Source organism: Paucibacter sp. PLA-PC-4 (assembly GCF_026241155.1).
Taxonomy (GTDB): Bacteria; Pseudomonadota; Gammaproteobacteria; order Burkholderiales; family Burkholderiaceae_C; genus Roseateles_E.
On the sequence record NZ_JAPFGP010000006.1, the window covers coordinates 144,202 to 166,491 of the forward strand.

Consider the following 22,290-nt stretch of genomic DNA (forward strand, 5'->3'; position numbering starts at 1 on the left):
GAAGTGCAATTCCTTATGAACATACCAAAGCCTGGCTCACCTGTCAGAGGATCTTCGACGGGGCGTCCCGTGATGGCTTTGCTGGACCTGTTGGGTAGACGCTGGGCCATGCGAATCCTGTGGGAGGCCAACAACTATCCCCTCTCATTCGGAGAGCTTCAAGAGAAGTGCGGCCAAATATCTTCGAGCGTGCTAAGCACCAGGCTGGCAGATTTGAAAGAAGCAGATCTGATCATTCTTGGTGAGCATGGATATGAATTATCCGAGTGTGGCCGCGAGCTGATGGAGCTGATATCGCCGCTAAGAGACTGGTCTGAAAAATGGGCGGCTTCACTCAAAGGCTCTTGACTGGATCGAGTCTGGGGCGCATGCGGGAGCGCCCATACTCAGCCGCCTGTAGCCTCCCCGCACCCCCACCTGTCGGAGCCCGCGATGCTCCCCCCAAGACCACCCTCTGGCTTTGGTACGACGGCACCGCACTGGACGCCGCCACCTTCTATGCCGCGACTTTCCCGGACAGCGCGGTGAAGGCCATCCATCACGCGCCGGGCGACTACCCCTAGGGCAAGCAGGGCGATGTGCTGACGGTCGAGTTCATGGTGCTGGGCATTCCCTGCCTGGGGCTCAATGGCGGCCCGGCGTTCAAGCACACCGAGGCGTTCTCATTTCAGGTGGCGACTGAGGACCAGGCCGAGACCGACCGGCTGTGGCACGCGATTGTCGACAACGGCGGCCAGGCCAGCGCCTGCGGCTGGTGCAAGGACCGCTGGGGCCTGTCGTGGCAGATCACGCCGCGCGCGCTGACCGCAGCGATCACCGACCCGGACCCGGCGGCGGCCAAGCGGGTCTTCGAGACGATGATGCAGATGGGCAAGATCGACATCGCAGTGATACAGGCGGCGCGGCGCGGCGCGGAGGGTAGCATTCCCTCCTCACGGCGGAGGAGGGCCCTATATGGTCACGACGATCAAGCGCGAAGATTTCTGTTTTCTGGTGGTGGACGACTTCTCGACGATGCGGCGCATCATCTCGGGGCTGCTGCGCGAGCTGGGATTTCGCAAGATCGTCGAGGCCGAGGACGGCCAGGCGGCCTTGCGCACCCTGGAATTGGCGGCCGAGTCGGGTGAGCCGGTGCACTTCGTGCTCAGCGACATCAATATGCCGGTGATGAACGGCTTCCAGCTGCTGGAGGCGTTGCGTAAGAAGCCCGAGACCGATTCACTGCGCCACTTGCCGGTGCTGCTGGTCACGGCCGAGGGACGCAAGGAAGACATCGTCCGCGCCGCCCAGCTCGGCGCCAGTGGCTATGTGGTCAAGCCCTTCAACAAGGACACCATAGGCGACAAGATCCATGTCGTGCTGAAGAACCGCCACCTGCTCGTGGAGTAGGCCGACGGCTCAGCTCCGCCCCGGCCGGTGGACCCGTGGCCCCAGCTCACGCAGCGCATCGGCGCCTATCCAGCACGCGCTTTTCTCGGGCCGCTCGCGCAGGCGCTCGGCGCAGGCAATTGCCTCGGGCAGCAAGGTGTCCGAGCGCTTGCCGATTTGGCGCAATGCCCAGTTGACGGCCTTCTTGACGAAGTTGCGATCATCGTCAGCCGCCGCTTCGATCAACGCCAGCATAGCGATGAAGTCGGCGTCGGGCCGTTTCTGGTCATGCACGGCCATTACGGCCAGCAGCGCATAACCGGCACGCCGCACGAACTCCTCGCGGCTTGCGGCCCAGACGCGAATGCGCGCCCAGGCCAACGGCGATTTGCGAAAGGCATTGTTGCAAGCCTGGTCGCAGACATCCCAGGCTGCCATGCCTTGGGTCCAAAGGTCCATCTGTGCCAGCGTCAGTTGCGCCGGCTCGGCGATCAGACTGGCGACGATCTGCGCGTCGGGTACGGCGGTGTCCCACAGCGCCAGCGCCAGCGCGTGGTCGCGGCCCAGCCGCTTGGCCACAGCGCGCATCTGCGGCACCGACAGGCCCAGCCGCCCCTCGCCCCAGATCGCGAAGCGGGCCAGCGCCTGCAGCGCCTCGGGCCGGGCCTGGGCCCGGATCAGCTCCATGGCCTCGGCCAAGCGTTCGGACATACCTTCGGCAGGATCTGGCACCGTGGGAATGTTCATGGCCGCTAGCATAAGCTTGGGAAAGGAAAGCTGGCGGAGCCGCCACCACCGATGAGATACGTCGTCTTCTTCCGCAATCTCAATCTGGGCCGCCGGAACTGCCCGGACAAGGCCTTGCTGGAACAGGCTTTCGAGACGGCCGGCGCGCTGCGACCGGCCTCCTTCCAGGTCAACGGCACCCTGGTGTTCGACGCTCGCAGCGATGCGGCGGCACGCCGCGTGCTGGCGGCAGCCTCGGCCCATCTGCGCGCGGCCTGCGGGCTGCGCGAGCCGGGCTTTCTGCGCCGACTCGCGGCCGTGGCCGAGCTGGTGGCCAGCCAGCCCTTTTCAAGCCAGCGGCTTGACGATGTCTACGACTGCTGCATCAGCTTTCTGTCCGCCAAGGCCAGCGAGGCACCGGCACTGCCGCTGTGCTCGGCTCGCGGCGACGCCGAAGTGTTCGCTTATCACGCCGCCAGCCGCACGGCGCTGGGGCTGAGCCGCCAGCTCGGCGCAAGCCCCGGCAGCAGCAATGCACTGCTGGAGAAGGCACTGGGCACGCCGACGACAATGCGAAACTGGGGCACGCTGACCCGGCTGGTGGCCAAGCATTTCGGTCAATCTTGAGCGCTTGAGCAGATTCAACGCAGGCAGCCACCTGCCAGCATCCAGTGGACCGGCGCTTGCAACGGGCGGACATCCAAGCCCTTGCCTACAAGAGCCCCATCGTCAGCGCCTTCAGCGTGGCGGCGGCGCGCGTCGTGCAGTCGAGCTTGCGAAAGATGTTTTCCAAGTGCGCGCGTACCGTGCTCGGGCTGATGCCCAGTGCGCGCGCCGCCTCCTTGTTGCTCTGGCCATGACTGATGCGGCGCAGCACCTCGACCTCGCGGGCGCTCAACAACCCGGCCGGGTCGGCGGGCGCAGGGATGGCCGATGCCCACGCCGCGCCGGTCAGCGCAGCCACCACACGCGCATCAAAGCGGCCCCGCTTCGCCTCGTCGCGCAGGCACTGGCTGGCCTCGGCCGCGTCCAGGCCCGGTTGACCGGGCCGGTCGGTCTGCCACATCACCCATTGCGCGGTCGCGGCCAGCACGCGGCCCTCGATGCCGATCGCGTCGCCCGACGTACCACGGAAAAAGCCCGAGCCATCCAGCCGCTCATCGACATGGGAGGCGATGTCGGCCTCCTGGCTCAGGCTGCCGATGCGACGCGCGGCACGCCCCGTCCAGTAGGGCACCAGACGCAGCCGCTCCATCGCCGCCTCGCTGCGCGGGCCAGGCTGGTTCCAGATTTCGTTGGGCACAGCTGCGCGGCCCATGCCGTGGATCAGCGCGGCGCGGTAAATGCGCTGACCTTGCGCCTCGGTCAAGTCAAGACGTAGCGCAGCGGCGCGCGCTGCCTCGGCCACGCGGCGCGAGTAGCCGGTAAGCCAGGGTAGCTTCAGGTCGATCACATCGGCGATCAGCTCCAGCGACGCGGTCGGCACCGGCAACGCCACCATCGCCGGCGCGGGCGACGCATCGATGCAGGCCGGGTCGCGCTCCAGCGTATGCAGCCAGTCTGCCGCGTGGCGGCGCAGCACTGGCAGCCACGCGGCGGGATAGTGGCAACCGGCACGCGCGGCCAGGTTGGCCAGCGCGCGTTCCAAGTCATGGACGCGACTGTGGATCTCCAGATCGTTGGCGACCTGGGCCAACTGCACCTCGACCGGCACCTCGGCGCCGGCGAGTGCGTTCGGCTGGCCGCTGCCATCGAGCTTCTCGAAGATGCGGCGCAGCGCGCACTCGATGTCCGGTGGCAGGCCGAGCGTGCGCGCGACGTCGCCAGACACCTCGCAATGGATTTGCGCCGCCGGGATCAGCAGTCCGGACAGATGGGCCGGCAGGCCGACCGCCAGCATCGCCTGCCGACCGCCGACATCGTCGCCGATCACATCGGCGACCTCGGGCGCGTTGGCGGTGCAACCGGACCAGCGCAGCAGCGCGACGTAGACCACGTTGGCCTGCAGCCGGGCGTCGAGGCCCAGCGCCACCGCCAGTTGGACGGCCAGCCAGGCGGTGCGAGCGGAATGGTCGATTGGCTGGCCCATGCTCAGATCGCCAACGAAGGCAAGCGCCCTGACGGCATCGAAGACCTGGACCTGTGCGGCGGCGGGGACAAGAGACATGGCGAGCTGGCAGGCGTCGAATGTAAGCAGCAGGGCGCGCCGCGTCGGGCAGCACGCCCCGCTCATCATGCCTTCCTTACTTGACGCTGTGCACCGCGTCCAGTATCACTGCGGCCACCTTGGCCGGCTGCGACTGCTGCGGCACATGGCTGGCGTTGACGGTGCTCAGCTTGGCGTTGATAGCCTTGGCCGTGGCGCGCTGCAGCTCCGGTGCGATCATGCGGTCGGCCTCAGCCAGCAGGTACCACGAGGGCTTGTGCTTCCAGGCGGCCACCGAGAGCTTATCGCCGAAGGCGGCACCCAGGATCGGGCCCTGCGTGGCCGCCATCACTTTGGTGGCTGCAGCCGGGAGATCCTGGGCGAAGTGCTTGCTCATGCCTTCGGGGGTCAGGTAAAGCCAGCCTGCGGGATCGGGAGCGAAGTGGGCCAGGCCCGAGGGAGTCGGGTAGTTCTTGCCGAGCTCGCCGACGGCCTGGCCGACATCGGGCGCGAAGGCCGCGACGTAGACCAGCGCGGCAACCTTGGGAGTGGCGCCGGCCTCGGTAATAACCGCGCCGCCCCAGGAGTGGCCGACCAGCACCACCTTGCCAGGCTGCGCGTCGATCGCGCGCTTGGCAGCGGCCGCATCGTCGGCCAGAGAACTGAGGGGGTTCTGCACGGCGGTCACGCGCACGCCTTTGGCCTGCAGCAGCGGGATCACTTTGGCCCAGTCGGAGCCGTCGGCAAAGGCGCCGTGGACGATGACGACGCTGGGTTTCGTGGCATCAATCGGTGTGGCGACGGCGGAGCCGACCGTGATGGAAGCGGCGAGGCTGAGGACGGCGCACTTGAGAATGTTCATGATGGAGCAAAGGACTGCTTGGTTGAGGGAAGCCCCACTGTCTCCCGGCAGCGCCCGGCGCGCCATTGGACGAATGTCCAGTCGACCGCTGGATGCCTCGGCTGCCCTTCGCGCTGGCCGCTCTGCCGACCTACCCGTGGAACCTGGCGCAATGCCAGCTGGTGATCGGCTCGGCTCGGCCCGGCTGGTGCTGAGCCTGGCCTGTTTGCCTGGCAAGAACGTCGTGGTGTCGACCCTGGCCCGTGTTTTGAACGGCTGAATGTTCTGTTTGGCGGCGCCATCGTGCTCAACGGTCTGGCCGCACGGGGCTGAGCGGGCCGGGTCGGCAGGGGCCGCGCACCGCCAGTGCGCTGCGCACGTGGGCTCCTGCTTTCCCCTCATGGTCAGCACCTGGCTGTTGGGCACAGAATGTCACCACTGATCAACAAGCCCTGCCCGCCTCACAAGGGCGGCGCACTCGCCCCATGACACCTCGCCTGACCGCCCTCGCCCTGGCGCTCGCCCTGAGCAGCCCCGCCGTACTGCGAGCCGCCGCGCCGGCCGCCAGCGGCGTCGGTTGGCAGGCGGCCGCCGCCGACGTCGACATCGAACGCGCCTTCGCTCAGGCCAAGGCCGAGAAGAAACCGGTGCTGCTGTACTGGGGCGCCAAATGGTGCCCTCCCTGCAACCAGCTGAAAGCCACGCTGTTCAATCGGCAGGACTTCATCGAGCAATCGCGCGCCTTCGTCGCGGTCCATATCGACGGCGACCTGCCCGGTGCGCAGAAGCTCGGCAGCCGCTTCAAGGTGCGCGGCTATCCGACGATGATTCTGTTCAGCCCGCAGGGCAGCGAGATCACCCGCCTGCCCGGCGAGGCCGATGCCCCCCAGGTCATGAAAGTGCTGCAGTTGGGGATGGCCGGCGGCCGCCCGGTCAAGGCGGTGCTGGCCGATGCGAAGGCCGGCAAGAAGCTGGCCGCTAACGAGTGGCGGCTCTTGGGCTTCTATTCCTGGGAGACCGATGAGCAGCAGTTGGTGCCGGCCAACGAGCGGCCCGGCCTACTGACCCAGCTGGCCGTGGCCAGCCAGGGCGTCGATGCGCAGACCACCACCCGGCTGTGGCTGAAGGCGCTGGCCGCTAGCAACGATGGTCAAGGCGTCAGGGCAGACGACGCGCTGCGCGAACGGGTGCGCGCGGTGCTGGCCGACGCCAGGCAAAGCCGCAGCCAAGCCGATGTGCTGACCAACGAGGCCGCCGACATCGTCCGGGCCCTACACAACGAGCCCGGCGCCGAGCGTCAGGCCCTGGTGGCCGAGTTCGAGGGCACACTCAAGCGCCTGGAAGCTGACCCCACGCTATCGCGCGCCGATCGCCTTGGCGCGCTGCTGGCCCGGGTCGGCCTGGCGCGCATCGACCAGCCCAAGACAGAGCTGCACCCCAAGATCGCCCCGGCCCTGCAGCAGGAGGTCAAGGCTCATGCGGCCCGTGCCGACCGCGAGATCACCGACGGCTACGAGCGCCAGTCCGTGATCACCTCGGCCGCCTATCTGCTGGGCCAGGCAGGGCTGTGGAAGGACAGCGACGAATTGCTGAAGGCCAGCCTGGCCAAAAGCCACTCGCCCTACTACCTGATGAGCCAGCTGGGCGGCAATGCCAAGAGGCAGGGCCGCAACGACGAGGCGCTGCGTTGGTACGAAGAGGCTTTCAACAAGAGCGAAGGCCCGGCCACTCGGCTGCAATGGGGCTCCAGCTACTTCAGCGCGCTGGTCGAGCTGGCGCCGCTGGACGCGGCCAAGATCGAGAAGACCGCCGCCCAGCTTTTCGCCGAAGCCGCCAAGGACAAGGGAGCCTTCTACGAACGCAGCGCCCGCTCACTGCAGCGCGTCGGCACGCAACTGGCCAGCTGGAGCGTTGAGGGCCAGCACCAGGCGGTGCTGAGCCGACTCAAGACCCAGCTCAATAGCATCTGCGCCAAGGTCGACACCGCCGACCAGCAGCGCGCCACCTGCGAAGGCCTGATCAAGGCGCCGAAGACCTGAGGGCCAGCAGTTTGGCGCCCAGGCCCCTGTAGCGGGGCTCGTCGCTGGCCGCCAGATAGGCATCCAGCGGCCGCCAGGCCGCAGCATGTACCTCGGCCAACTGAGGGGCCACGTCCTGCGTCAGCGGCGCAATCACCAGATAGGCGTAGTCGTGATGCCAATGATCGCCCTCGCCCTTCTTCGGATTCGCGGCGATCGGATGGCTGTCGATATCCAACGGCAAGGCCTGACCCCAGGCCGGATGGGCGTGCAGCTCGGTCACGCCGGTCTCCTCGGCCACTTCTCGCAGCGCCGACCCCCACAGGTCCTGACCGGGCTCGTAATGCCCGCCAGGCTGCAGCCAGCGGCCGATCACGCGGTGGTGTATCAGCAGGATGTGGCGCAGCGACGCATCCAGCACCAGGGCGCTGGTCGTCACATGGCCGCGCATATTGGCTCGGCTCAGCGGGTCGCCGGCGTCCTCGTCGAGCTGCGCACGCAGCGCTGCCAGGCGCTGCGCCTCCGCCGGAAAGCGCTGCAGATAAAGCGCCAGTTGCTGGCGCGCCTGCGCTCTCACTTAATCAGACCTTCGGCCTTCATCGCTTCCTGCACGGCCGGGCGAGAAGCGACGTGCTCGCGCCAGGCCAGCAAATGGGTGTAGGCGCCGAGATCGACATGGACCATCTTGGCCCAGTTGCTGACAGTGAACAGATAGGCGTCGGCCACGGTGAACTGATCGCCCATCAGGAATTGCTTGCCGGCCAGTTGTGCGTCAATCCAGCCCAGGCGCTCGGCCAGCTTGGCAAGCGCCAGCACCTTGGCCTCCTCGGGCATGGCCGGGTTGAACAGCGGCGAGAAGCCCTTGTGCAGCTCGGTGCTGATGAAGTTCAGCAGCTCCTGCAGGCGGTAGCGCGCCCAGCTGCCGTTGGCCGGCGCCAGATTCTTGTGAGGCACCTGGTCGGCGATGTACTGGACGATGGCCGGGCCTTCGCTAAGGCGCTCGCCGTTGTCGAGCTCCAGCAGCGGCACATAGCCCTTGGCATTGATGGTGTAGAAATCGGTGCCGTCCTGCAGCTTGTGGGTCTTGGTGCTGGCCAGCACCAGCTCGAAAGGCAGACCCGCCTCGCGCAGCACGATGTGCGGGGACAGGGAGCAGGCGCCGGTGCTGTAGTAGAGCTTCATCAGGGTTCTCCGTTGCGAGTTCACAAAGCCGTGACGATACGACGGATTCAGCCGGCCTGCCGGACAGGCCCGAACAGCCCGCAGGGCACCGCGAAACGCCGCACCAGCGCCGGGATTTCCTCAGCCGGCAGCGCGCGGGCAAACAGCCAGCCCTGCAGCTCGTCGCAGCCTTGCTGCTGCAAAAAGGCCTGCTGTGCTGCGGTCTCGACACCCTCGGCCACGACGGTCTTGCCCAGGGTCTTGGCCAGGCCGATGATGGCCCGGGCCAGCACAGCGTCTTGCGGGTTGTGGGTGATTCCCTGGATGAAATCGCGGTCCATCTTGAGTCGCGATACCGGCATCTGCCGCAGATGGCTCAGCGAGGAGTAGCCGGTGCCGAAATCGTCCAACGCCAGCTGCACGCCCAGCGCTGCAACCCGCTCGAGCTGGGCCTGGGCCTGGTCGTGGTGGGTCATCGCCGCCGTCTCGGTGATCTCCAGCTCCAGCAGCGCGGGCGGCAGCTGCCAGCGCTCCAGCAAGCCCTGGATGCGGTCGGCAAAGCCGGGCTGGCGCAGCTGGTGCACCGACACATTGACCGCCACCCGCAGCGCCAGCCCTTGGCCGCGCCACAGCGCGATCTGCCGGCAGGCCGCGTCCATCACCCAGTCGCCCAGGCCCTGGATCAGGCCGGAACTCTCAGCCACGGCAATGAAGCGCGCCGGCGCCACCTCGCCCAGCTCGGCATCGTGCCAGCGCAGCAATGCTTCGACGCCGACCACCCGACCGCTGACGGCGCACAGCTGTGCCTGGTAGTGCAGACGCAACCCAGTGCCGTCGAGCGTCTTCTTGAGCCGGCCCTGCAGCAGCACACGCTCCTCCATCTGTCGCGCCATGCCGAGATCAAACACCGCATAGGTGCCGCGCCCGGCCTCTTTGGCGCGGTACATCGCCATGTCGGCGCGGCGCAGCAAGGTCTCGGCGTCTTCGCCGTCATTGGGCGCGAACACCACGCCGATGCTGGCGCCCGGGTAGCTCTCCTGGTGGGCGAACTGCCAGGGCCGCGAGATCGCCTCCACCAGCTTGTGGGCCACCGTGGTGGCGGCCACTACATCGGCCTGCTCGCGCAGCAGCACCGCGAACTCGTCCCCGCCCAGCCGAGCCAGCGCATCGCAGCCGCGCAGCACGGCGCGCATGCGCCGCGCAACCTCTTTCAGGAGGGCGTCGCCGACGTGATGGCCGTGGCCGTCATTCACTGCCTTGAAGTCGTCCAGGTCGATCAGCAGCACGGCCATCGGCTGGCCGCTACGGCGCGTATGCTCGACCGCCTGGGCCAGCAGCTCGCCGAACATATGGCGGCTGTATAGCCCGGTGAGTTTGTCGTGCATCGCCAGGTAGCGGGCCTGCGCATGCATGGCCTGGATCTGGCTGATGTCGCGGATCACCGCCAGCGCATGGTCGCCCTCGGCGCTGCAAAAACGTCCCAGGGAGATGTCGACCGGCACGGCACGGTCTTCGCTGTGCCACAGGCTCAGCTCCTGCACCCGCCCCATCGCCCGACTGCGTGGCTCGGCGAAGAAGTAGCCGATGTGCTGGAGATGCCGCGCGCGCTGCTCCGGCGGCAGCAGCAGGGCCAGCGGTTGGCCGAGTAGCGCCTGCGGCTCCCGCCCGCTGAGCTCCGCCAGCGCGGCATTGGCGCAGACGATCAGGCCCTGTCCGTCGATGATCAGCACCCCATCAGGCAACAGATCGATCAGCTGCCCGACCTGAGCAAGGGACAGCGGCAGCCCGGTATGCGGGTCAACCATCTCGGAACACCTCGATCGCACGCGCAAGCCAGCCCGACTGGCTGCGCATCTGCCGCGAGGCCACCAGAGACTGCTCGGCCATCGCCGCGTTCTGCTGCGTCATGCGGTCAAGCGCCTCGATGCGGGCGGCCACGCCCTCAACGCCACGGGCCTGCTCTGCGCTGGCCGCGCTGATGTCGGCAATCAGCGCGGCCGACTGCCTCACCTGCTCGACCAGACCGTCCATCGCGATACGCGAGCGCCCCACCAGGGCCGAGCCGGTCTGCACATGGCCGGCACTGGCGCCGATCAGATCTTTGATCTCGCGGGCCGCCCGCTGGCTGCGTTGCGCCAGGCCACGCACTTCGGCCGCAACGACAGCGAAGCCGCGCCCCTGCACGCCGGCCCGAGCCGCCTCGACGGCCGCGTTGAGCGCCAGAATATTGGTCTGGAAGGCAATGCCGTCGATCACTCCGATGATGTCGCCGATGCGCTCGCTGGCCCGGCTGATTTGCGCCATGCTGGTCTCGGCCTCGGCTACCAGGCCGCCGACCTGCCTCACCGAGGCTGCCATAGCGCTCGCCCGCTGGCTGGCCTGACTGGCGGTCTGCGCGTTGTGCCCAACGCTGCCGCTCAGCAGACTCAGCGCCATGGCGGCCTCGGCAAGGCGCGCCGAGGTCTGCTCGGTGCGCTCACCAAGATCGCCGCTCGCCGCCTCGACCTGGGCCGCCATCGATTGCAGGCCCGCGACCTGCTCGCTGACATCGGCCACCAGGGCGCGCACATTGAGGCCGGCCTGGTTGATCGAGCGCAGCAGCATGCCAATCTCGTCGATCCGCTCCATCCGCACATCGGCGTCGAAGTGACCGGCGGCAACGGCCGCCGCCTGCCCAGCGACGCGCCGCAGCGGCGCGGCCAGCTGATGCTGCAGGCCCGCATCGAGCGCCGCGAGCCCCAAGCCGCTGCCCAACGCCATCGGCAGCAAGGCGTCGACTTCATGCAAGCCGCAGGCCCAGGACAATCCCAGCAGCAGCGGCCACATCGGCCAGACCGCCAGCCGTATGCGCGCCGGCAGGGCCAGCCGCTTCAGTAGATCGGTCCCTCCCCGAAGTCCGCGCCGCAGCACCAGGCCGCGATAGAACGCCAGCCCCTGCGCCTGCCCATCACGAAAGCGCCGATACATCGCGTCAGCGCCCGCGACCTCCTCGCGCGTGGGCCGGGTGCGCACCGAGATATAGCCGATGACCTGCCCGCGACGCGCCACTGGCGCCACATTGGCCCGCACCCAATAGTGATCACCGTTGCGGCGCCGGTTCTTGACCAGACCCGTCCAGGCATGGCCGCCGCGCAGTGTGGCCCAAAGATCGGCAAATGCTTGGCGCGGCATGTCGGGATGGCGCACCAGCTGGTGCGGCGCGCCGATCAAGGCCTCGGGCTCGAAGCCGCTGACCGCGACAAAGGCGGCATTGGCGTACTGGATGTGGCTGTGCACATCGGTGGTCGACATCAGCGTGGCCTCTGCCGGAAAGCTGTACTCCTGCTGCGTCACATGCCGTTCGGTCATCCTGCGTCCTCTGCTGTGCTTGTCTTCGGCGCGGGCGTCTGCCCCGCCCCGGTTCCATTTAGGGGCGCTTGCATTCTGTGAAGGGCGACCACGGCCGGGCGCCGGCGCCGACCGCTGCTGTGAGGCAGCGCACAGCCCGGCCCGCAAAAAGTGCGCATCAGTTGTCGGCCGTCAACAGTTTCTCCAGGGCCTGCATGTCGAGATCGACTGCGCGGGCATGGCGACGGCGCACGATGCCGCGGGTTTCGAGCTCGCGCCAGGCGCGGTTCACGCTCTCGCGCGTCACGCACAGCAGCTCTGCCAGCACCGTCTGGCTCGGCAGCTGGATCGCCGATGCGGGCTGAAACGCAGCAATCAATCGCAGCGCCGAGGCCAGCCGTCGCATCGGGCCCGGAATGCGCACGACCTGGCTCCAGCCGGCCAGCGAGAGCACCGACTGGCGCGTATAGCGGGCGATGCACACTGGCAACGACAGCTCGCAGACCGACACTGGGGTCAGCGCCTGCACGCTCAGCACCGCGGCCTGGCCATGGACCATGGGCTGCCCCACCAGAAATCCCGGGCCGATGACGGCGATGGCGCGCTCCACGCCGTCCATACCGGTCTGGCGCACACCCAGTAGGCCGGACTTGATGAACAGCAGATGGGCGGGGCGCTCGCCCTCCCGCTGCAGCCGCGCACCGCGCGCGAACAGGCGCGGCCGCGCGCCCCCGCGCAGCGGGTGCGCCGCCGGACATTGGTCCGCCAGAACGCACTGCACACAGGGGGGGTCACGCCCACCCTGCGCCATCTCATCAGGCTTCATCAGTCAAGGTCTCGTCGAATCAGGGCCGGCCGAAGCAGCGGATTCTGTGTGCCGGCCAGCGCGGCGGCTGTGATGCAGATCACAGCCGCCGCGCTGGCACGGGCGAGCAGCGCGCAACAACCCGCCCGATTGCGGGGGGGCAATAATCCGGCGATGAGTTCATGCCCCGATTCGATGCGCCATGCGGTCGCGCTGGCCTTGACAGCGCTGCTACTGATCAGTGCTCGGCCGGCCATCGCACTCGACCTGAACGCGCTCTGGGACTTTGGCGACCCTGCCTTGAGCGAACAGCGCTTTCGTGCGGCGCTGCCCGGTGCGAGTGGTGACGAGGCACTTATCTTGCAGACTCAGATCGCCCGCAGCTACGGGCTGCGCGGCCAGTTCGAGCCGACCCGCACGCTGCTGGCCAGGCTGGCGCCACAGCTGGCCGAGGCCGGTCCGGAGGCCCGCACCCGTTACTGGTTGGAAGTGGGTCGCAGCCTTGCCTCCGCTACGCACCCGCCGGCATCGCAGACCGAAACGAGCCGGCAGCAGGCTCGCGCCGCCTACGAGCAGGCCATCGCGCTGGCCAGGGCCGAGCGGCTGGACGGATTGGCAATCGATGGCCTGCATATGCTGGCTTTCGTTGATACCTCGCCGACCGATCAGCTGCGCTGGGGCGAAGCTGCGCTAGCCATCGCGGTGGCCTCAGAGCAGCCCGCCGCGCAGCGCTGGCAGGCCCCGCTGCGCAACAACATCGGCCTGGCGCTGCAGCAGCTAGGCCGTCACGCCGAGGCGCTGGCGCAGTTCGAACAGGCCCTGGCGCTGCGCGAGCGCACCAGCAATCCTGGCGCCACCCATGTGGCACGCTGGCGGGTGGCGCAAAGCCTGCGTTTGCAGGGTCGTGCAGATGAAGCTTTGGCGATCCAGCTGAAGCTGGCGCAGGACAGCCCGCCCGACCGCTATGTGTTCGAGGAGCTGGAGATCCTGTACCGGGCCAGCGGCGATACGAGCCGGGCCGCACATTACGCGGCACTGCGCGAGGCACTAGCGCCTTGATGGTCCGCGCTCAGGGGCGCGCCTGTCCGTCGTTGCGCGCGCGCTTGATGGTGCGGCTGTTACGGTCCTGGCGCTTCTCCATCCGCAGGGCCTCCTTGCCCGTCACCCGGCCGTCGGCCTCGAGCCGCTGCTCCAGTCGGGCGGTCCTGGCCTGCTGGTGCTCCAGGCGCAGTTGCTCTCGTCGGGTCAACTGGCCGGACTCGATGCCGGACTCGATGCGTCCGGTCTGGCGCTCCTGGCGCTGATCGACGCGTTGCTCTTGGCTGTCGGCCCAGCCGGCATGGACGGTGCCGGCAGCCAGGCTCAGCAGGGCAATGGAGATGAGGCTTCGAACCACGGTCATGATGCTTCCTTTCGGGGTTGAAAAAACCTTGTGAAGGTCTACGGCGCTTGAACCCGCGCCAGCCGGCCGGCTTACGGCTTGGCGGCATATCCCTGCGCCCAGCTCGGATATGCCGTAAGAGCCGGCGGCCGGCCGGGTTCAACAGCGATGCAAGCCCCTGCCCTCGCCGCCCATCGCTTCGGTTACTCCGAGACCAGCCTGCGTGCCATGCAGGCCGACCCGCGTGGCTGGGTCCAGGTCCAGTTCGCCGCCGATCGGCAAGACCCGACCCCTTTCGACGCCAGCGGCCTTCCCGGCAGCGCTAGCGCGCTGGCGCTCAGCGCCGAGCTGCTGCAGGCGCTGCGCCAGCCGGGGGAGACCGGGGCGGCCCGTGAAGCCCGGCAGCGCTTGCGCGCGCTGAATGCCGCCGGCCTGCAGCGGCGCTGGCAGCACATCATCACAACTGAGGCACCGGTGGCGGAGCGCTGGGTGCAGTTCTGGGCCAATCACTGCTGCGTCGCCGCAACCAAGCTGGCGGTGGCCGGCCTAGTCTGGCCGCATGAGAACGAGGCGATACGCCCACAGGCGCTGGGCCGCTTCCAAGACCTGCTGCGCGCGTCGACCCTGCATCCGGCGATGCTGCTGTATCTGGACAATGCGCAGTCGATCGGCCCGCAGTCGCGCGCCGGCCGGCGCCGCGAGCGCGGCCTCAACGAGAACCTGGCCCGCGAGCTGCTGGAGCTGCACACGCTGGGCGCCAACGACCAGTTTCAGGGCGGCTACACCCAGACCGACGTCACCGAGACCGCCCGCCTGCTGACCGGCTGGACCGTGCGCCTGCGGGGCGATGGCCTCGCCGGGTTCGAGCCGGCCCTGCACCAGCCGGGGCCCAAGACGATACTCGGCAGGCGCTATCCGGAGGGTCCGCAGGCCCTGGACTTACTGCTGGCCGATCTGGCCCGCCACCCGGCCACGGCCCGCCACCTGGCGCTGAAGCTGGCCCGACATTTCGTCACCGACGATCCGCCGGCCGCCCTGGTCGAGGCGGTGGCCGCGCGCTTCCTGGCCAGTGACGGCGATCTGCGCGCCACCGCGCAGGCTCTGTTCTCTCACGAGCAGAGCTGGCGCACCGAGCATCGCCCCAAGTTCAAGCGGCCCGAGGAGTTGCTGCTCTCGGCCCACCGCATGCTCAAACTGCCCATAAGCCCGCAGCAGCTGGGTGCCACCAGCCAAGCCCTGCTGGCAATGGGCCAGGCACCCGGTCGTGCGCCCTCCCCACAGGGCTGGCCCGACCGCAGCGAGGACTGGCTCTCGCCGGACGCGCTGCTCAAACGGGTGCAATGGGCCGAGCGCTTCGCCCAGGACCATGCCGACGCGGCCGATGCCCGGCTGCTGGCCCCGCTGAGCCTGGGCTCTGATCTGGGCGCGGCCACACGGCTGCAGGTCGAGCGCGCGGCCAGCCCGGCCCAGGCGCTGGCGCTGTGGCTGGCCAGTCCCGAATTCCAAAGGAGGTGAGCAAATGACGCGCATTGACACACAACGTCGGCTGCTGCTCCAGGGCTTGGGGCTGGCCACCCTGCTGCCGACCCGCCTGGCCCTGGCCGCGGGCAACAAGGCCGCACCCGAGGCGCCGCGCCTGGTGGTCGTGATGCTGCGTGGCGCGCTGGACGGGCTGGCGGCGGTGCCGGCCCCCGGGGACCCGGCCTGGGCCGCGCTGCGGGGCAGTGAGGGCCCGGTCCCGCTGCCGCTGGACGGCTTTTTTGGCCTGCATCCGGCGCTCACGGGGCTGCAGCGCTGGTGGGGCGAAGGCCAGCTGCTAGTGCTGCATGCTGCGGCCAGTCCCTACCGCGAGCGCTCACATTTCGATGCCCAGCAGCTCCTGGAAAGCGGTGGCGAGCGCCCCTTCGAGCTCGGCACCGGCTGGCTGGGCCGGGCCCTGCAGGCCAGCGGCCAGGGCAGCGCGGTGGCGCTGAGCAGCAGCCTGCCGCTGGCGCTGCGCGGTGCACAGCAGGCCGGCACCTGGACCCCGACGCGACGCGCCGGCGCTGACGAGGACCTGCTGGCCCGCGTCGGGCAGCTCTACCAGGACGACGCCGCGCTGTCCGCCGCCTGGCAGCGGGCGATGGCTCAGCAAGGCATGCTGGGTGGCGATGCGGCCGGCGGCGGCAGCGGCTTTGCCGCGCTGGCCCGTCAGGCCGGTACTTTTCTGGCGGCCGAGCAAGGTCCGCGCGTCGCCTGGCTGGAAGCCAACGGGTGGGACACCCACACCAACCAGGCCGGCCGTTTGCAGCGCCTGCTGGGCGGCCTGGATGAGGGCCTGATGGCGCTGCGCGACGCGTTAGGCTCGCAGTGGCCGCGCAGCACCGTACTGGTGATGACCGAGTTTGGCCGCTCGGCCGTGCTCAACGGCAGCGGTGGCACTGACCATGGCACGGCCGGCATGGCATTGCTCGCCGGCGGCGCGGTGGCCGGCGGTCGGGTGCTGGCCGACTGGCCCGGCCTGGCCCGCACCCAGCTGCTCGAAGGCCGCGATCTGCGCCCAACCCTGGACCTGCGCCAGGTGCTGGCCGCCGTCTTGCAGCGCCAGTTCGGCCTGAGTCAGGCGCAGCTGGCGGGCGGCGTGATGCCGGGTGTGAGCGCCCGAGACCTCGCGCTGTGGCGCGCCTGAGCGATGATGGTGAACACCATGAAAGAAGGGCTGATTTCTCTTGTGATTGCTGGGCTGGTCTGCGCTGCGGCCCAGGCTGCACCCCCGGCCGTGCCCGACCCGCAGGACTGGGCGCGGTTGACGCCCGAGCAGCAGCAGGAACGCCGCAATGAACTCAAGCAGCGGCTGCAGCAGGCCACGCCGGCCGAGCGCCGCGAGTTCCGCGAGCAGCTGCGCCAGCGGCTGGAGACGCTGAGCCCGGCCGAACGCCGTGCCCTGGTGGCCCAGACACGCGAGCGCTGGGATCAGATGCCGCCCGAGCAACGCCAGCGCATGGCAGAGCAGCGCCGCCAGGAGATCAAGGCCATGTCGTCCGAGCAGCGTCGCGAGTTGCTGCGCCAACGCCGGGCCATGCTGGACAAACTCAGCCCCGAGGAGCGTCGGGCGCTGCGCGAGAAGCTGCCCGAGCGATGAGCGAGGGCGCTGCTGCCACCGCGCCCGGCCTGATGGCCCGCTGGTTCGGCCGCGCGCCGCGCCAAGCCGGCGAGGATTGGGCACTGTGGCGCCGCGCCTGCGAGGGCGAGGCGGTCGCCGCCACCGAGTTGGTGCGCCGGCTGACACCCCAAGCCCGTGGCCTGGCCCTGCAGCTGCTGCGCCGCAGCGAGGACGCCGAGGATGCAGTGCAGGAGTCCTTTCTGCGGCTGTGGGGCTGCCGGCCCAGCGATGCCCGCGGCGCCAGCCTGGCCACCTTCTTCAACACCATCGTGATCAATCGCTGCAAGACTTCGCTTGGGCGGCGCCAAGAGCTGGCCACCGAACATGAGCTGCTGACCGTGCTGGCCGATGCCCAGCAACAGCCTATCGAGCCCGACCCGGTCCGCAGCGCTAGCGAGTTGGGCGAGGCCATGCAGCGCCTGCCAGCGCGCCAACGCATGGCACTGGCGATGTGGGCCTACGCCGACGCCTCGGTAGCCGAGATTGCCGCCACGCTGGAACTCGAAGCCAATGCCGCTCACCAGCTGCTGCACCGCGCCAAGCTGGCGCTGCGTCAACAGCTGCAAAAAGGAGAGTCACCATGAAGACCGACCCCGACGAAGCGCTGCGCCAGGCCCTGCGCGCCGGCCTGCACGCGGCCGACGACTCGCGCGAAGCGCTACAGGCGCGCGTGCTGGCCCAGTGGCGCCAGCGCCATGCACCGCTGTCCACTGAGGCCAGGCTGGCAAGCGCAGGCGGGCAGGACTGGTCCGCCTCACGACCGCGTCGCTGGCTGGGCGCCGCCGCGCTGGCAGCCTCGCTGCTGGTGGCCCTGGCCTGGTGCAGCCGGCCCGACCCGGTGCTGGACGAGCTGATGCAGCTCGACGTGCTGTCGCAGATCGCGATCGGCGAGCTGTAGCAGAGCCGGCTGTCGCCCAGGCGATGCCCGGCCGACCCGGCCCTGCCTATAGTGGGTGCATGGACGCCACGACAAAAACCCATGCTTTCGAAGACTTCCAGGTCGGCCAGGTGCGCGAGTTCGGCGGCCGGGTCGTCGACAAGGCCGAAGGCCTGAGCTTCGCCGCCGCCTACGACCCGCAGCCCCTGCACCTGGACGAGGATGCCGCCAATGCCTCGGTGCTGGGCGGGCTGTCCGTCAGCGGCTGGCACACCTGCGCGATGGTGATGCGCATGATGTGCGACGCCTACCTGCTGGACTCGACCAGCCAGGGCTCGCCGGGCATCGACAGTTTGCGCTGGCTCAAGCCGGTTCGCCCCGGTGACACCTTGCGCGTACGCATGACGGTGCAGGAGACGAAAGCCAGCAAGCGCCGCCCGCAGATCGGCCTGGTGCGCTCGGCCTGGGAGGTCTTCAACCAGCGCGACGAGGCGGTGATGACGATGGAAGGCTGGGGGATGTTCGGCCGACGCGAGGCCGCGGCCACCAGCTGACGAAAACTCGCCGTTCGCCGTCCCCGGCCGCCGTTCGGGACATCGCCGCGCGGCACTTGTCGCAAGCCTGCTCATAATCCGCTCGCATCAAGCAAGGAGCATGGGCAGATGGCGATGTGCAGAAGAATCCTGGCGCTGGCCCTGCTGGCCGCGGCGCTGGGCCAGCCGGCGCTGGCCATGGCAGACCCCACAGAGCGCTGTCGCGTCGAGGGCGTAGCCACCGAGCTGCGCTGCGGCCGACTGCAGCGGCCGCTCGATCCGGGCCAGCCGCAGGGCCGGCAGATCACCGTCCACTATCTGGTGGTGCCGGCCATGGCGCGCAACAAGCAGCCCGATCCGGTGTTGCTGCTCGCGGGCGGGCCCGGGCAGAGCGCGATCGAGATCGCAGGCCGGGTCCTGCCCCGGCTCGCGCGGTTGAACAACCGGCGCGACCTGGTCTTTATCGACCAGCGCGGCACCGGTCGCTCGGCGCCGCTGCAGTGCGCCGATGACAGCCGCCTGGCGATAGCCGAGGCGCTGGACCCGCAGGCCCAGCAACGCCGCTTTGCCCAGTGCCTGATCGAGCTGCAGAAGCTGCCTCATGGCGATCTGCGCTTTTACACCACCACGATTGCGATGCAGGACTTCGACGCGGTGCGCGAGCAGCTCGGTGCCGCGCAGTGGAATCTGATCGGCGCCTCCTATGGCACGCGCGCCGCTCTGGAGTATCAGCGCCAGTTTCCGAAGCGGGTGCGCCGCGCAGTACTGGACGGCGTAGCACCGCCCGACATGGCCTTGCCGGCCAGCTTCTCGACCGACGGGCAGGCGGCTTTAGACGCCGTCTTCAAGGCCTGCGAAGACGAAGCCGCCTGCAAGACCGCCTTTCCCCGGCTGCGCCAGGACTGGGCGGCCGTGCTGCAAGGCCTGCCTCGGCAGGTGGTGCTGGCGCATCCGCTCAGCGGTGAGCCCGAGCGGCTGACGTTCACGCGCGAGCTGCTGATGCGGGCGGTGCGCGCGCCCATGTATGTGCCGGCTTATGCGGCAGGGCTGCCTGCCGCCATCAACGCGGCGGCCGGCGGCCGCTTCGAGGCAATCTCGGGATTGAGCGGCGCGCTGGGCAGCGGCCGCAGCGGCAAGCTGGCGATGGGCATGCACTTGTCGGTCATCTGCAGCGAGGACCTGCCGCGCCTGGACCGCTCGGCCGATCCGCCAGGCGCCGACTTTGGCCGCATCGATGCCCTGCTCTACCGCCAAGCCTGCGCGCAATGGCCGCGCGGCACGGTGTCCGAGGACTTCTACCGGGTGAGCGCCGCACCCGCGCCGGTGCTGCTGCTCAGCGGCGGGGCCGACCCCGTGACACCGCCGCGCCACGGCGAGCGCATCGCCAGCGCGCTCGGCGCCAAGGCCCGGCATCTGCAGGTACCGGCGGCCGGGCACGGCGTGCTGGCCATCGCCTGCATGAGCGAGGTGCTGCACCGATTCATCAACAGCCAAACCGACGCCGAGGCGCTGGCCGTCGAGGCCGGCTGCGCCGCCAAGATGCCGCGCCCGACAGCGGTGTTCCCCATCCAGACCGCGACGCGATGATCAGCATCAGCCAGCTCAGCAAACAGTTCACGTCCCGCCCAGGGGGCTCGGTGTTCAAACGCGCACCCAAGCAGATTGTGCGGGCGGTGCAGCATCTCGACCTGGATGCACCGAACGGGCGTATCACCGGCTTGCTGGGCCCCAATGGCGCCGGCAAGACCACCAGCCTGCGCATGCTGGCAGGCCTGTTCGCGCCGGACAGCGGCGCGATCAGCGTCGACGGCATCGATGTGCGGCAAGCGCCGCAGCAGGCGCTGGCGCGCATGGGGGTGCTGGGCGATGCCCACGGCCTCTATCCGCGGCTGTCGGCGCGCGAGAACATCGTCTATTTCGGCCGCCTGCAGGGCATGGAGGCGGACGCGGCGAACGCACGCGCCGAGGCGCTGGCCGAGCTTCTGGATATGCGCGCCATCCTGGACAGACGCAGCGAGGGCTTCAGCCAGGGCGAACGTATGAAGACGGCGCTGGCGCGCGCCCTGGTGCATGACCCAGCCAACATCGTGCTGGACGAGCCGACCAACGGGCTCGATGTACTGGCCACCCGCGCGCTGCGCGAGGCGCTGCGCCATCTGCGCTCGCCAGCCGGTGGCAGCAAATGCATCGTCTTCTCCAGCCACATCATGCAGGAGGTCGAGCTGCTGTGTGACCATGTTGTGGTGATGGCGCGGGGCCGCTCGGTGGCCGAAGGCTCGGTGGCGGCACTCCTGGAGCGCACCGGGCAGCGGCGCTTCGAAGACGCCTTCGTGGCGCTGGCTTTTGCCGACACGCTGGAGGCACGGCCATGAACAAGAGTTTCACGCGCGCGCTTGGGGTGGTATTTGCCAAGGAGGTGGTCGACGCGCTGCGCGACCGCCGTACCCTGCTGAGGCTGCTGATTCCGGCGGTGCTGATGGGGCCGCTGCTGCTGTTGGCCCTGTCCGGCCTGATCGCCTCGTTGGAGGAGCGGGCGGAGAAGCGCGAGATCTTGGTCATCGGCATCGAGCACGCCCCGACCCTGCGCAACTTCCTGGAGCGCCAGACCTACACGATCAAGACCGCACCGCCCGACTACGAGGCCGGGCTGCGCGCCACCACCCTGCTCGATCCGGTGCTGGTGATAGCCCCGGACTTCGAGGCCGCGCTGGCGCGCGGCGAGCAGCCGGCCGTTGAGGTGGTCAGCGACAGCGCCAACCAGCGCGCCAACGCCGGCGTCGGCACGCTGGGCCGGCTGCTGCAGGGCTTCAACCGCGAACGCGCCGGCGTGCTACTGGCGCTGCGCGGCGTCTCGGCAAGCCTGCTGCAGCCGGTGCTCGTGGAGGAGCGCGATCTGGCCAGCACCCAGGCTCGCGCCGCGCGGCTGACAGCCATCGTGCCGATGTTCATCATCATGGCCGTGCTCTACGGCGCGCTGACCGCCGCGTTGGACAGCACTTCGGGCGAGCGCGAGCGCGGCTCGCTCGAGCCGCTCTTGATGAACCCGGCCCCGCATATGGCCCTGGTGCTGGGCAAATGGGGCGCAGTGGCCCTGCTGGGCATGGTCGTGGCCGTACTGGCCAACCTCAGCTTCATCCCGGCCCAACGCCTGATCCAGAGCGACAGCCTGCAGGCGATGTTCCAGTTCGGCGGCTACGAGGTGGCTGTGTTCGTGCTGCTGCAGCTGCCGCTGGCGGCCGGGCTGGGCGCGCTCTTGATGGCCATCGCGATCCGCACCAAGACCTTCAAGGAAGCCCAGGCCAGCACCACCATCGTCATCACACTGGTGGCACTGGCGCCGATGGTGAGCCTATTGAATCCGGGCGGTGAGGCGGCCTGGTATTACTGGGTGCCGGGCCTGGCGCAGAACAGCCTGATGATGCTGGTGCTCAAGGGCGAGGCCCTGCTATGGCCCAAGCTGCTGCCTTCGATGGTCGTGGGCGTGGTGCTGACTTGGGTCTGCCTGGCCTTTGTGGCCCGTTCGATGCGCAGCGCGGTGGCGCGGTGAGGACGTGCAGGATCGCTTCAGTGCAGACCAAGCACGCGCTGCACCTCATTTTGCCAGGGCAATGCATGCACGATCTCGTTGAGCTGCAGCACCGATTGCATAGGCGCCAGCACCTCGCCGGCGGGGCTGAGGAACTGCAGATTGGTCACCAGCGACATCGGATCGACCATCGCCACCACGCCCTCAGGCAGTCGGATCCAGTCCCAGGCGACCCCGGCGGCGCCGCTGTCGGATTCACCGGTCCACAGGGTTTGTCCCAGGGCAGGATGCTCGGCGTCTCCCGACACCAACACCCGGGTGCTTAAATGCGCGAAATGCAGACGCGGTGCGCGTTCCGCCTCACACAAAATCCGCGGCCATGCGTACACAATCCAAGCTGGAGTCATTGTCAATAGATTTTCGGGTGCGGTTGTGGGAC

24 protein-coding genes and 1 pseudogene are annotated in these 22,290 nt (G+C 68.8%); 15 read left to right on the forward strand and 10 right to left on the reverse strand.

The genetic code is table 11. From position 1 onward, the window contains the following. Nucleotides 1–72 precede the first annotated feature (72 nt). The 3 genes and pseudogenes from OOZ63_RS11275 (at nt 73) to OOZ63_RS11285 (ending at nt 1,389) form a co-directional block, all read left to right on the forward strand. Nucleotides 73–348, forward strand: coding sequence for a winged helix-turn-helix transcriptional regulator (locus OOZ63_RS11275; RefSeq protein WP_266005572.1), 276 nt, complete (start codon nt 73–75; stop codon nt 346–348). 131 nt (nt 349–479) lie between these two features. Continuing rightward, a pseudogene (locus OOZ63_RS11280) lies at nt 480–911 on the forward strand (VOC family protein); the annotation flags it as partial. A gap of 43 nt (nt 912–954) precedes the next feature. Further along, the gene (locus tag OOZ63_RS11285) at nt 955–1,389 is read left to right on the forward strand and encodes a response regulator (RefSeq protein ID WP_266005573.1); all 435 of its coding nucleotides are present in this window, start codon (nt 955–957) and stop codon (nt 1,387–1,389) included. A 9-nt stretch (nt 1,390–1,398) separates the two neighbouring features. Here OOZ63_RS11285 and OOZ63_RS11290 read toward each other — a convergent pair whose 3' ends face one another. Further along, nucleotides 1,399–2,115, reverse strand: coding sequence for a DNA alkylation repair protein (locus OOZ63_RS11290; RefSeq protein ID WP_266005574.1), 717 nt, complete (start codon nt 2,113–2,115; stop codon nt 1,399–1,401). A 51-nt stretch (nt 2,116–2,166) separates the two neighbouring features. On the opposite strand from OOZ63_RS11290, the gene OOZ63_RS11295 reads away from it, so the two are divergent. After that, entirely contained in the window at nt 2,167–2,721 is a 555-nt protein-coding gene (locus tag OOZ63_RS11295; protein WP_266005575.1) for a DUF1697 domain-containing protein, read from the forward strand. 85 nt (nt 2,722–2,806) lie between these two features. On the opposite strand, the gene OOZ63_RS11300 is transcribed toward OOZ63_RS11295, so the two are convergent. Beyond that, the gene (locus OOZ63_RS11300; RefSeq protein ID WP_266005576.1) at nt 2,807–4,261 is read right to left on the reverse strand and encodes an HD domain-containing phosphohydrolase; all 1,455 of its coding nucleotides are present in this window, start codon (nt 4,259–4,261) and stop codon (nt 2,807–2,809) included. Between the two features lie 76 nt (nt 4,262–4,337). Continuing rightward, entirely contained in the window at nt 4,338–5,102 is a 765-nt protein-coding gene (locus tag OOZ63_RS11305) for an alpha/beta fold hydrolase (protein ID WP_266005578.1), read from the reverse strand. A 464-nt stretch (nt 5,103–5,566) separates the two neighbouring features. Here OOZ63_RS11305 and OOZ63_RS11310 point away from each other — a divergent pair, with 464 nt between their 5' ends. After that, nucleotides 5,567–7,120, forward strand: a complete 1,554-nt coding sequence (locus OOZ63_RS11310; protein ID WP_266005579.1) for a thioredoxin family protein — start codon at nt 5,567–5,569, stop codon at nt 7,118–7,120. Here OOZ63_RS11310 and OOZ63_RS11315 read toward each other — a convergent pair. From OOZ63_RS11315 to OOZ63_RS11335, 5 genes are all read right to left on the reverse strand, one after another. Beyond that, complete coding sequence (locus tag OOZ63_RS11315; protein ID WP_266005580.1) at nt 7,101–7,676, reverse strand: NUDIX hydrolase; 576 nt, start codon at nt 7,674–7,676, stop codon at nt 7,101–7,103. The two genes, OOZ63_RS11310 and OOZ63_RS11315, sit on opposite strands and share 20 nt — an antisense overlap. Beyond that, nucleotides 7,673–8,281, reverse strand: coding sequence for a glutathione transferase GstA (gene gstA / locus OOZ63_RS11320; RefSeq protein WP_266005581.1), 609 nt, complete (start codon nt 8,279–8,281; stop codon nt 7,673–7,675). The genes OOZ63_RS11315 and gstA overlap by 4 nt, the downstream gene beginning before the upstream one ends. 47 nt (nt 8,282–8,328) lie before the next feature. Further along, nucleotides 8,329–10,065: a putative bifunctional diguanylate cyclase/phosphodiesterase gene (locus OOZ63_RS11325; protein WP_266005582.1), complete on the reverse strand. Its 1,737-nt coding sequence runs from the start codon at nt 10,063–10,065 to the stop codon at nt 8,329–8,331. Beyond that, nucleotides 10,058–11,608, reverse strand: a complete 1,551-nt coding sequence (locus OOZ63_RS11330; RefSeq protein ID WP_266005583.1) for a PAS domain-containing methyl-accepting chemotaxis protein — start codon at nt 11,606–11,608, stop codon at nt 10,058–10,060. The genes OOZ63_RS11325 and OOZ63_RS11330 overlap by 8 nt, the downstream gene beginning before the upstream one ends. A 157-nt stretch (nt 11,609–11,765) precedes the next feature. Beyond that, nucleotides 11,766–12,413: a Crp/Fnr family transcriptional regulator gene (locus OOZ63_RS11335; protein WP_266005584.1), complete on the reverse strand. Its 648-nt coding sequence runs from the start codon at nt 12,411–12,413 to the stop codon at nt 11,766–11,768. Between the two features lie 153 nt (nt 12,414–12,566). On the opposite strand from OOZ63_RS11335, the gene OOZ63_RS11340 reads away from it, so the two are divergent. Then, nucleotides 12,567–13,451, forward strand: a complete 885-nt coding sequence (locus OOZ63_RS11340) for a tetratricopeptide repeat protein (RefSeq protein ID WP_266005585.1) — start codon at nt 12,567–12,569, stop codon at nt 13,449–13,451. A gap of 10 nt (nt 13,452–13,461) precedes the next feature. On the opposite strand, the gene OOZ63_RS11345 is transcribed toward OOZ63_RS11340, so the two are convergent. Further along, complete coding sequence (locus OOZ63_RS11345; RefSeq protein ID WP_266005586.1) at nt 13,462–13,794, reverse strand: hypothetical protein; 333 nt, start codon at nt 13,792–13,794, stop codon at nt 13,462–13,464. Between the two features lie 147 nt (nt 13,795–13,941). Here OOZ63_RS11345 and OOZ63_RS11350 point away from each other — a divergent pair, with 147 nt between their 5' ends. From OOZ63_RS11350 to OOZ63_RS11390, 9 genes are all read left to right on the forward strand, one after another. After that, nucleotides 13,942–15,288, forward strand: a complete 1,347-nt coding sequence (locus tag OOZ63_RS11350; RefSeq protein ID WP_266005587.1) for a DUF1800 domain-containing protein — start codon at nt 13,942–13,944, stop codon at nt 15,286–15,288. Between the two features lie 4 nt (nt 15,289–15,292). Next, entirely contained in the window at nt 15,293–16,441 is a 1,149-nt protein-coding gene (locus OOZ63_RS11355; RefSeq protein WP_266005588.1) for a DUF1501 domain-containing protein, read from the forward strand. Nucleotides 16,442–16,459: 18 nt separating this feature from the next. Beyond that, nucleotides 16,460–16,894, forward strand: a complete 435-nt coding sequence (locus OOZ63_RS11360; protein ID WP_266005589.1) for a DUF3106 domain-containing protein — start codon at nt 16,460–16,462, stop codon at nt 16,892–16,894. Next, on the forward strand, nt 16,891–17,499 hold the full coding sequence (locus OOZ63_RS11365; RefSeq protein WP_266005590.1) for an RNA polymerase sigma factor: 609 nt from the start codon (nt 16,891–16,893) through the stop codon (nt 17,497–17,499). Before OOZ63_RS11360 ends, OOZ63_RS11365 begins: the two co-directional genes overlap by 4 nt. After that, on the forward strand, nt 17,496–17,813 hold the full coding sequence (locus OOZ63_RS11370; protein ID WP_266005591.1) for a hypothetical protein: 318 nt from the start codon (nt 17,496–17,498) through the stop codon (nt 17,811–17,813). Before OOZ63_RS11365 ends, OOZ63_RS11370 begins: the two co-directional genes overlap by 4 nt. A 59-nt stretch (nt 17,814–17,872) precedes the next feature. Further along, nucleotides 17,873–18,346 (forward strand): MaoC family dehydratase, encoded by a 474-nt coding sequence (locus tag OOZ63_RS11375; protein WP_266005592.1) that lies wholly within the window; start codon nt 17,873–17,875, stop codon nt 18,344–18,346. Between the two features lie 108 nt (nt 18,347–18,454). Then, the gene (locus tag OOZ63_RS11380; RefSeq protein ID WP_266005593.1) at nt 18,455–19,912 is read left to right on the forward strand and encodes an alpha/beta hydrolase; all 1,458 of its coding nucleotides are present in this window, start codon (nt 18,455–18,457) and stop codon (nt 19,910–19,912) included. Then, nucleotides 19,909–20,697, forward strand: coding sequence for an ATP-binding cassette domain-containing protein (locus OOZ63_RS11385; RefSeq protein WP_266005594.1), 789 nt, complete (start codon nt 19,909–19,911; stop codon nt 20,695–20,697). The genes OOZ63_RS11380 and OOZ63_RS11385 overlap by 4 nt, the downstream gene beginning before the upstream one ends. Next, nucleotides 20,694–21,872 carry an ABC transporter permease gene (locus OOZ63_RS11390; RefSeq protein WP_266005595.1) on the forward strand — a complete coding sequence of 393 codons (1,179 nt, stop codon included), beginning with the start codon at nt 20,694–20,696 and terminating at the stop codon, nt 21,870–21,872. Before OOZ63_RS11385 ends, OOZ63_RS11390 begins: the two co-directional genes overlap by 4 nt. A 17-nt stretch (nt 21,873–21,889) precedes the next feature. On the opposite strand, the gene OOZ63_RS11395 is transcribed toward OOZ63_RS11390, so the two are convergent. Continuing rightward, nucleotides 21,890–22,162 carry a hypothetical protein gene (locus OOZ63_RS11395; protein ID WP_137945381.1) on the reverse strand — a complete coding sequence of 91 codons (273 nt, stop codon included), beginning with the start codon at nt 22,160–22,162 and terminating at the stop codon, nt 21,890–21,892. Nucleotides 22,163–22,290: the final 128 nt, after the last annotated feature.

What these genes read in the sequence shown, in the direction of transcription:
- OOZ63_RS11275 (WP_266005572.1), top strand. Translation starts at nt 73, where the DNA reads ATGGCTTTGCTGGACCTGTTGGGTAGACGCTGGGCCATGCGAATCCTG.
- OOZ63_RS11285 (WP_266005573.1), top strand. Translation starts at nt 955, where the DNA reads ATGGTCACGACGATCAAGCGCGAAGATTTCTGTTTTCTGGTGGTGGAC.
- OOZ63_RS11290 (WP_266005574.1), bottom strand. Translation starts at nt 2,115, where the DNA reads ATGAACATTCCCACGGTGCCAGATCCTGCCGAAGGTATGTCCGAACGC.
- OOZ63_RS11295 (WP_266005575.1), top strand. Translation starts at nt 2,167, where the DNA reads ATGAGATACGTCGTCTTCTTCCGCAATCTCAATCTGGGCCGCCGGAAC.
- OOZ63_RS11300 (WP_266005576.1), bottom strand. Translation starts at nt 4,261, where the DNA reads ATGTCTCTTGTCCCCGCCGCCGCACAGGTCCAGGTCTTCGATGCCGTC.
- OOZ63_RS11305 (WP_266005578.1), bottom strand. Translation starts at nt 5,102, where the DNA reads ATGAACATTCTCAAGTGCGCCGTCCTCAGCCTCGCCGCTTCCATCACG.
- OOZ63_RS11310 (WP_266005579.1), top strand. Translation starts at nt 5,567, where the DNA reads ATGACACCTCGCCTGACCGCCCTCGCCCTGGCGCTCGCCCTGAGCAGC.
- gstA (WP_266005581.1), bottom strand. Translation starts at nt 8,281, where the DNA reads ATGAAGCTCTACTACAGCACCGGCGCCTGCTCCCTGTCCCCGCACATC.
- OOZ63_RS11325 (WP_266005582.1), bottom strand. Translation starts at nt 10,065, where the DNA reads ATGGTTGACCCGCATACCGGGCTGCCGCTGTCCCTTGCTCAGGTCGGG.
- OOZ63_RS11330 (WP_266005583.1), bottom strand. Translation starts at nt 11,608, where the DNA reads ATGACCGAACGGCATGTGACGCAGCAGGAGTACAGCTTTCCGGCAGAG.
- OOZ63_RS11335 (WP_266005584.1), bottom strand. Translation starts at nt 12,413, where the DNA reads ATGAAGCCTGATGAGATGGCGCAGGGTGGGCGTGACCCCCCCTGTGTG.
- OOZ63_RS11340 (WP_266005585.1), top strand. Translation starts at nt 12,567, where the DNA reads ATGAGTTCATGCCCCGATTCGATGCGCCATGCGGTCGCGCTGGCCTTG.
- OOZ63_RS11345 (WP_266005586.1), bottom strand. Translation starts at nt 13,794, where the DNA reads ATGACCGTGGTTCGAAGCCTCATCTCCATTGCCCTGCTGAGCCTGGCT.
- OOZ63_RS11350 (WP_266005587.1), top strand. Translation starts at nt 13,942, where the DNA reads ATGCAAGCCCCTGCCCTCGCCGCCCATCGCTTCGGTTACTCCGAGACC.
- OOZ63_RS11355 (WP_266005588.1), top strand. Translation starts at nt 15,293, where the DNA reads ATGACGCGCATTGACACACAACGTCGGCTGCTGCTCCAGGGCTTGGGG.
- OOZ63_RS11360 (WP_266005589.1), top strand. Translation starts at nt 16,460, where the DNA reads ATGAAAGAAGGGCTGATTTCTCTTGTGATTGCTGGGCTGGTCTGCGCT.
- OOZ63_RS11365 (WP_266005590.1), top strand. Translation starts at nt 16,891, where the DNA reads ATGAGCGAGGGCGCTGCTGCCACCGCGCCCGGCCTGATGGCCCGCTGG.
- OOZ63_RS11370 (WP_266005591.1), top strand. Translation starts at nt 17,496, where the DNA reads ATGAAGACCGACCCCGACGAAGCGCTGCGCCAGGCCCTGCGCGCCGGC.
- OOZ63_RS11375 (WP_266005592.1), top strand. Translation starts at nt 17,873, where the DNA reads ATGGACGCCACGACAAAAACCCATGCTTTCGAAGACTTCCAGGTCGGC.
- OOZ63_RS11380 (WP_266005593.1), top strand. Translation starts at nt 18,455, where the DNA reads ATGGCGATGTGCAGAAGAATCCTGGCGCTGGCCCTGCTGGCCGCGGCG.
- OOZ63_RS11385 (WP_266005594.1), top strand. Translation starts at nt 19,909, where the DNA reads ATGATCAGCATCAGCCAGCTCAGCAAACAGTTCACGTCCCGCCCAGGG.
- OOZ63_RS11390 (WP_266005595.1), top strand. Translation starts at nt 20,694, where the DNA reads ATGAACAAGAGTTTCACGCGCGCGCTTGGGGTGGTATTTGCCAAGGAG.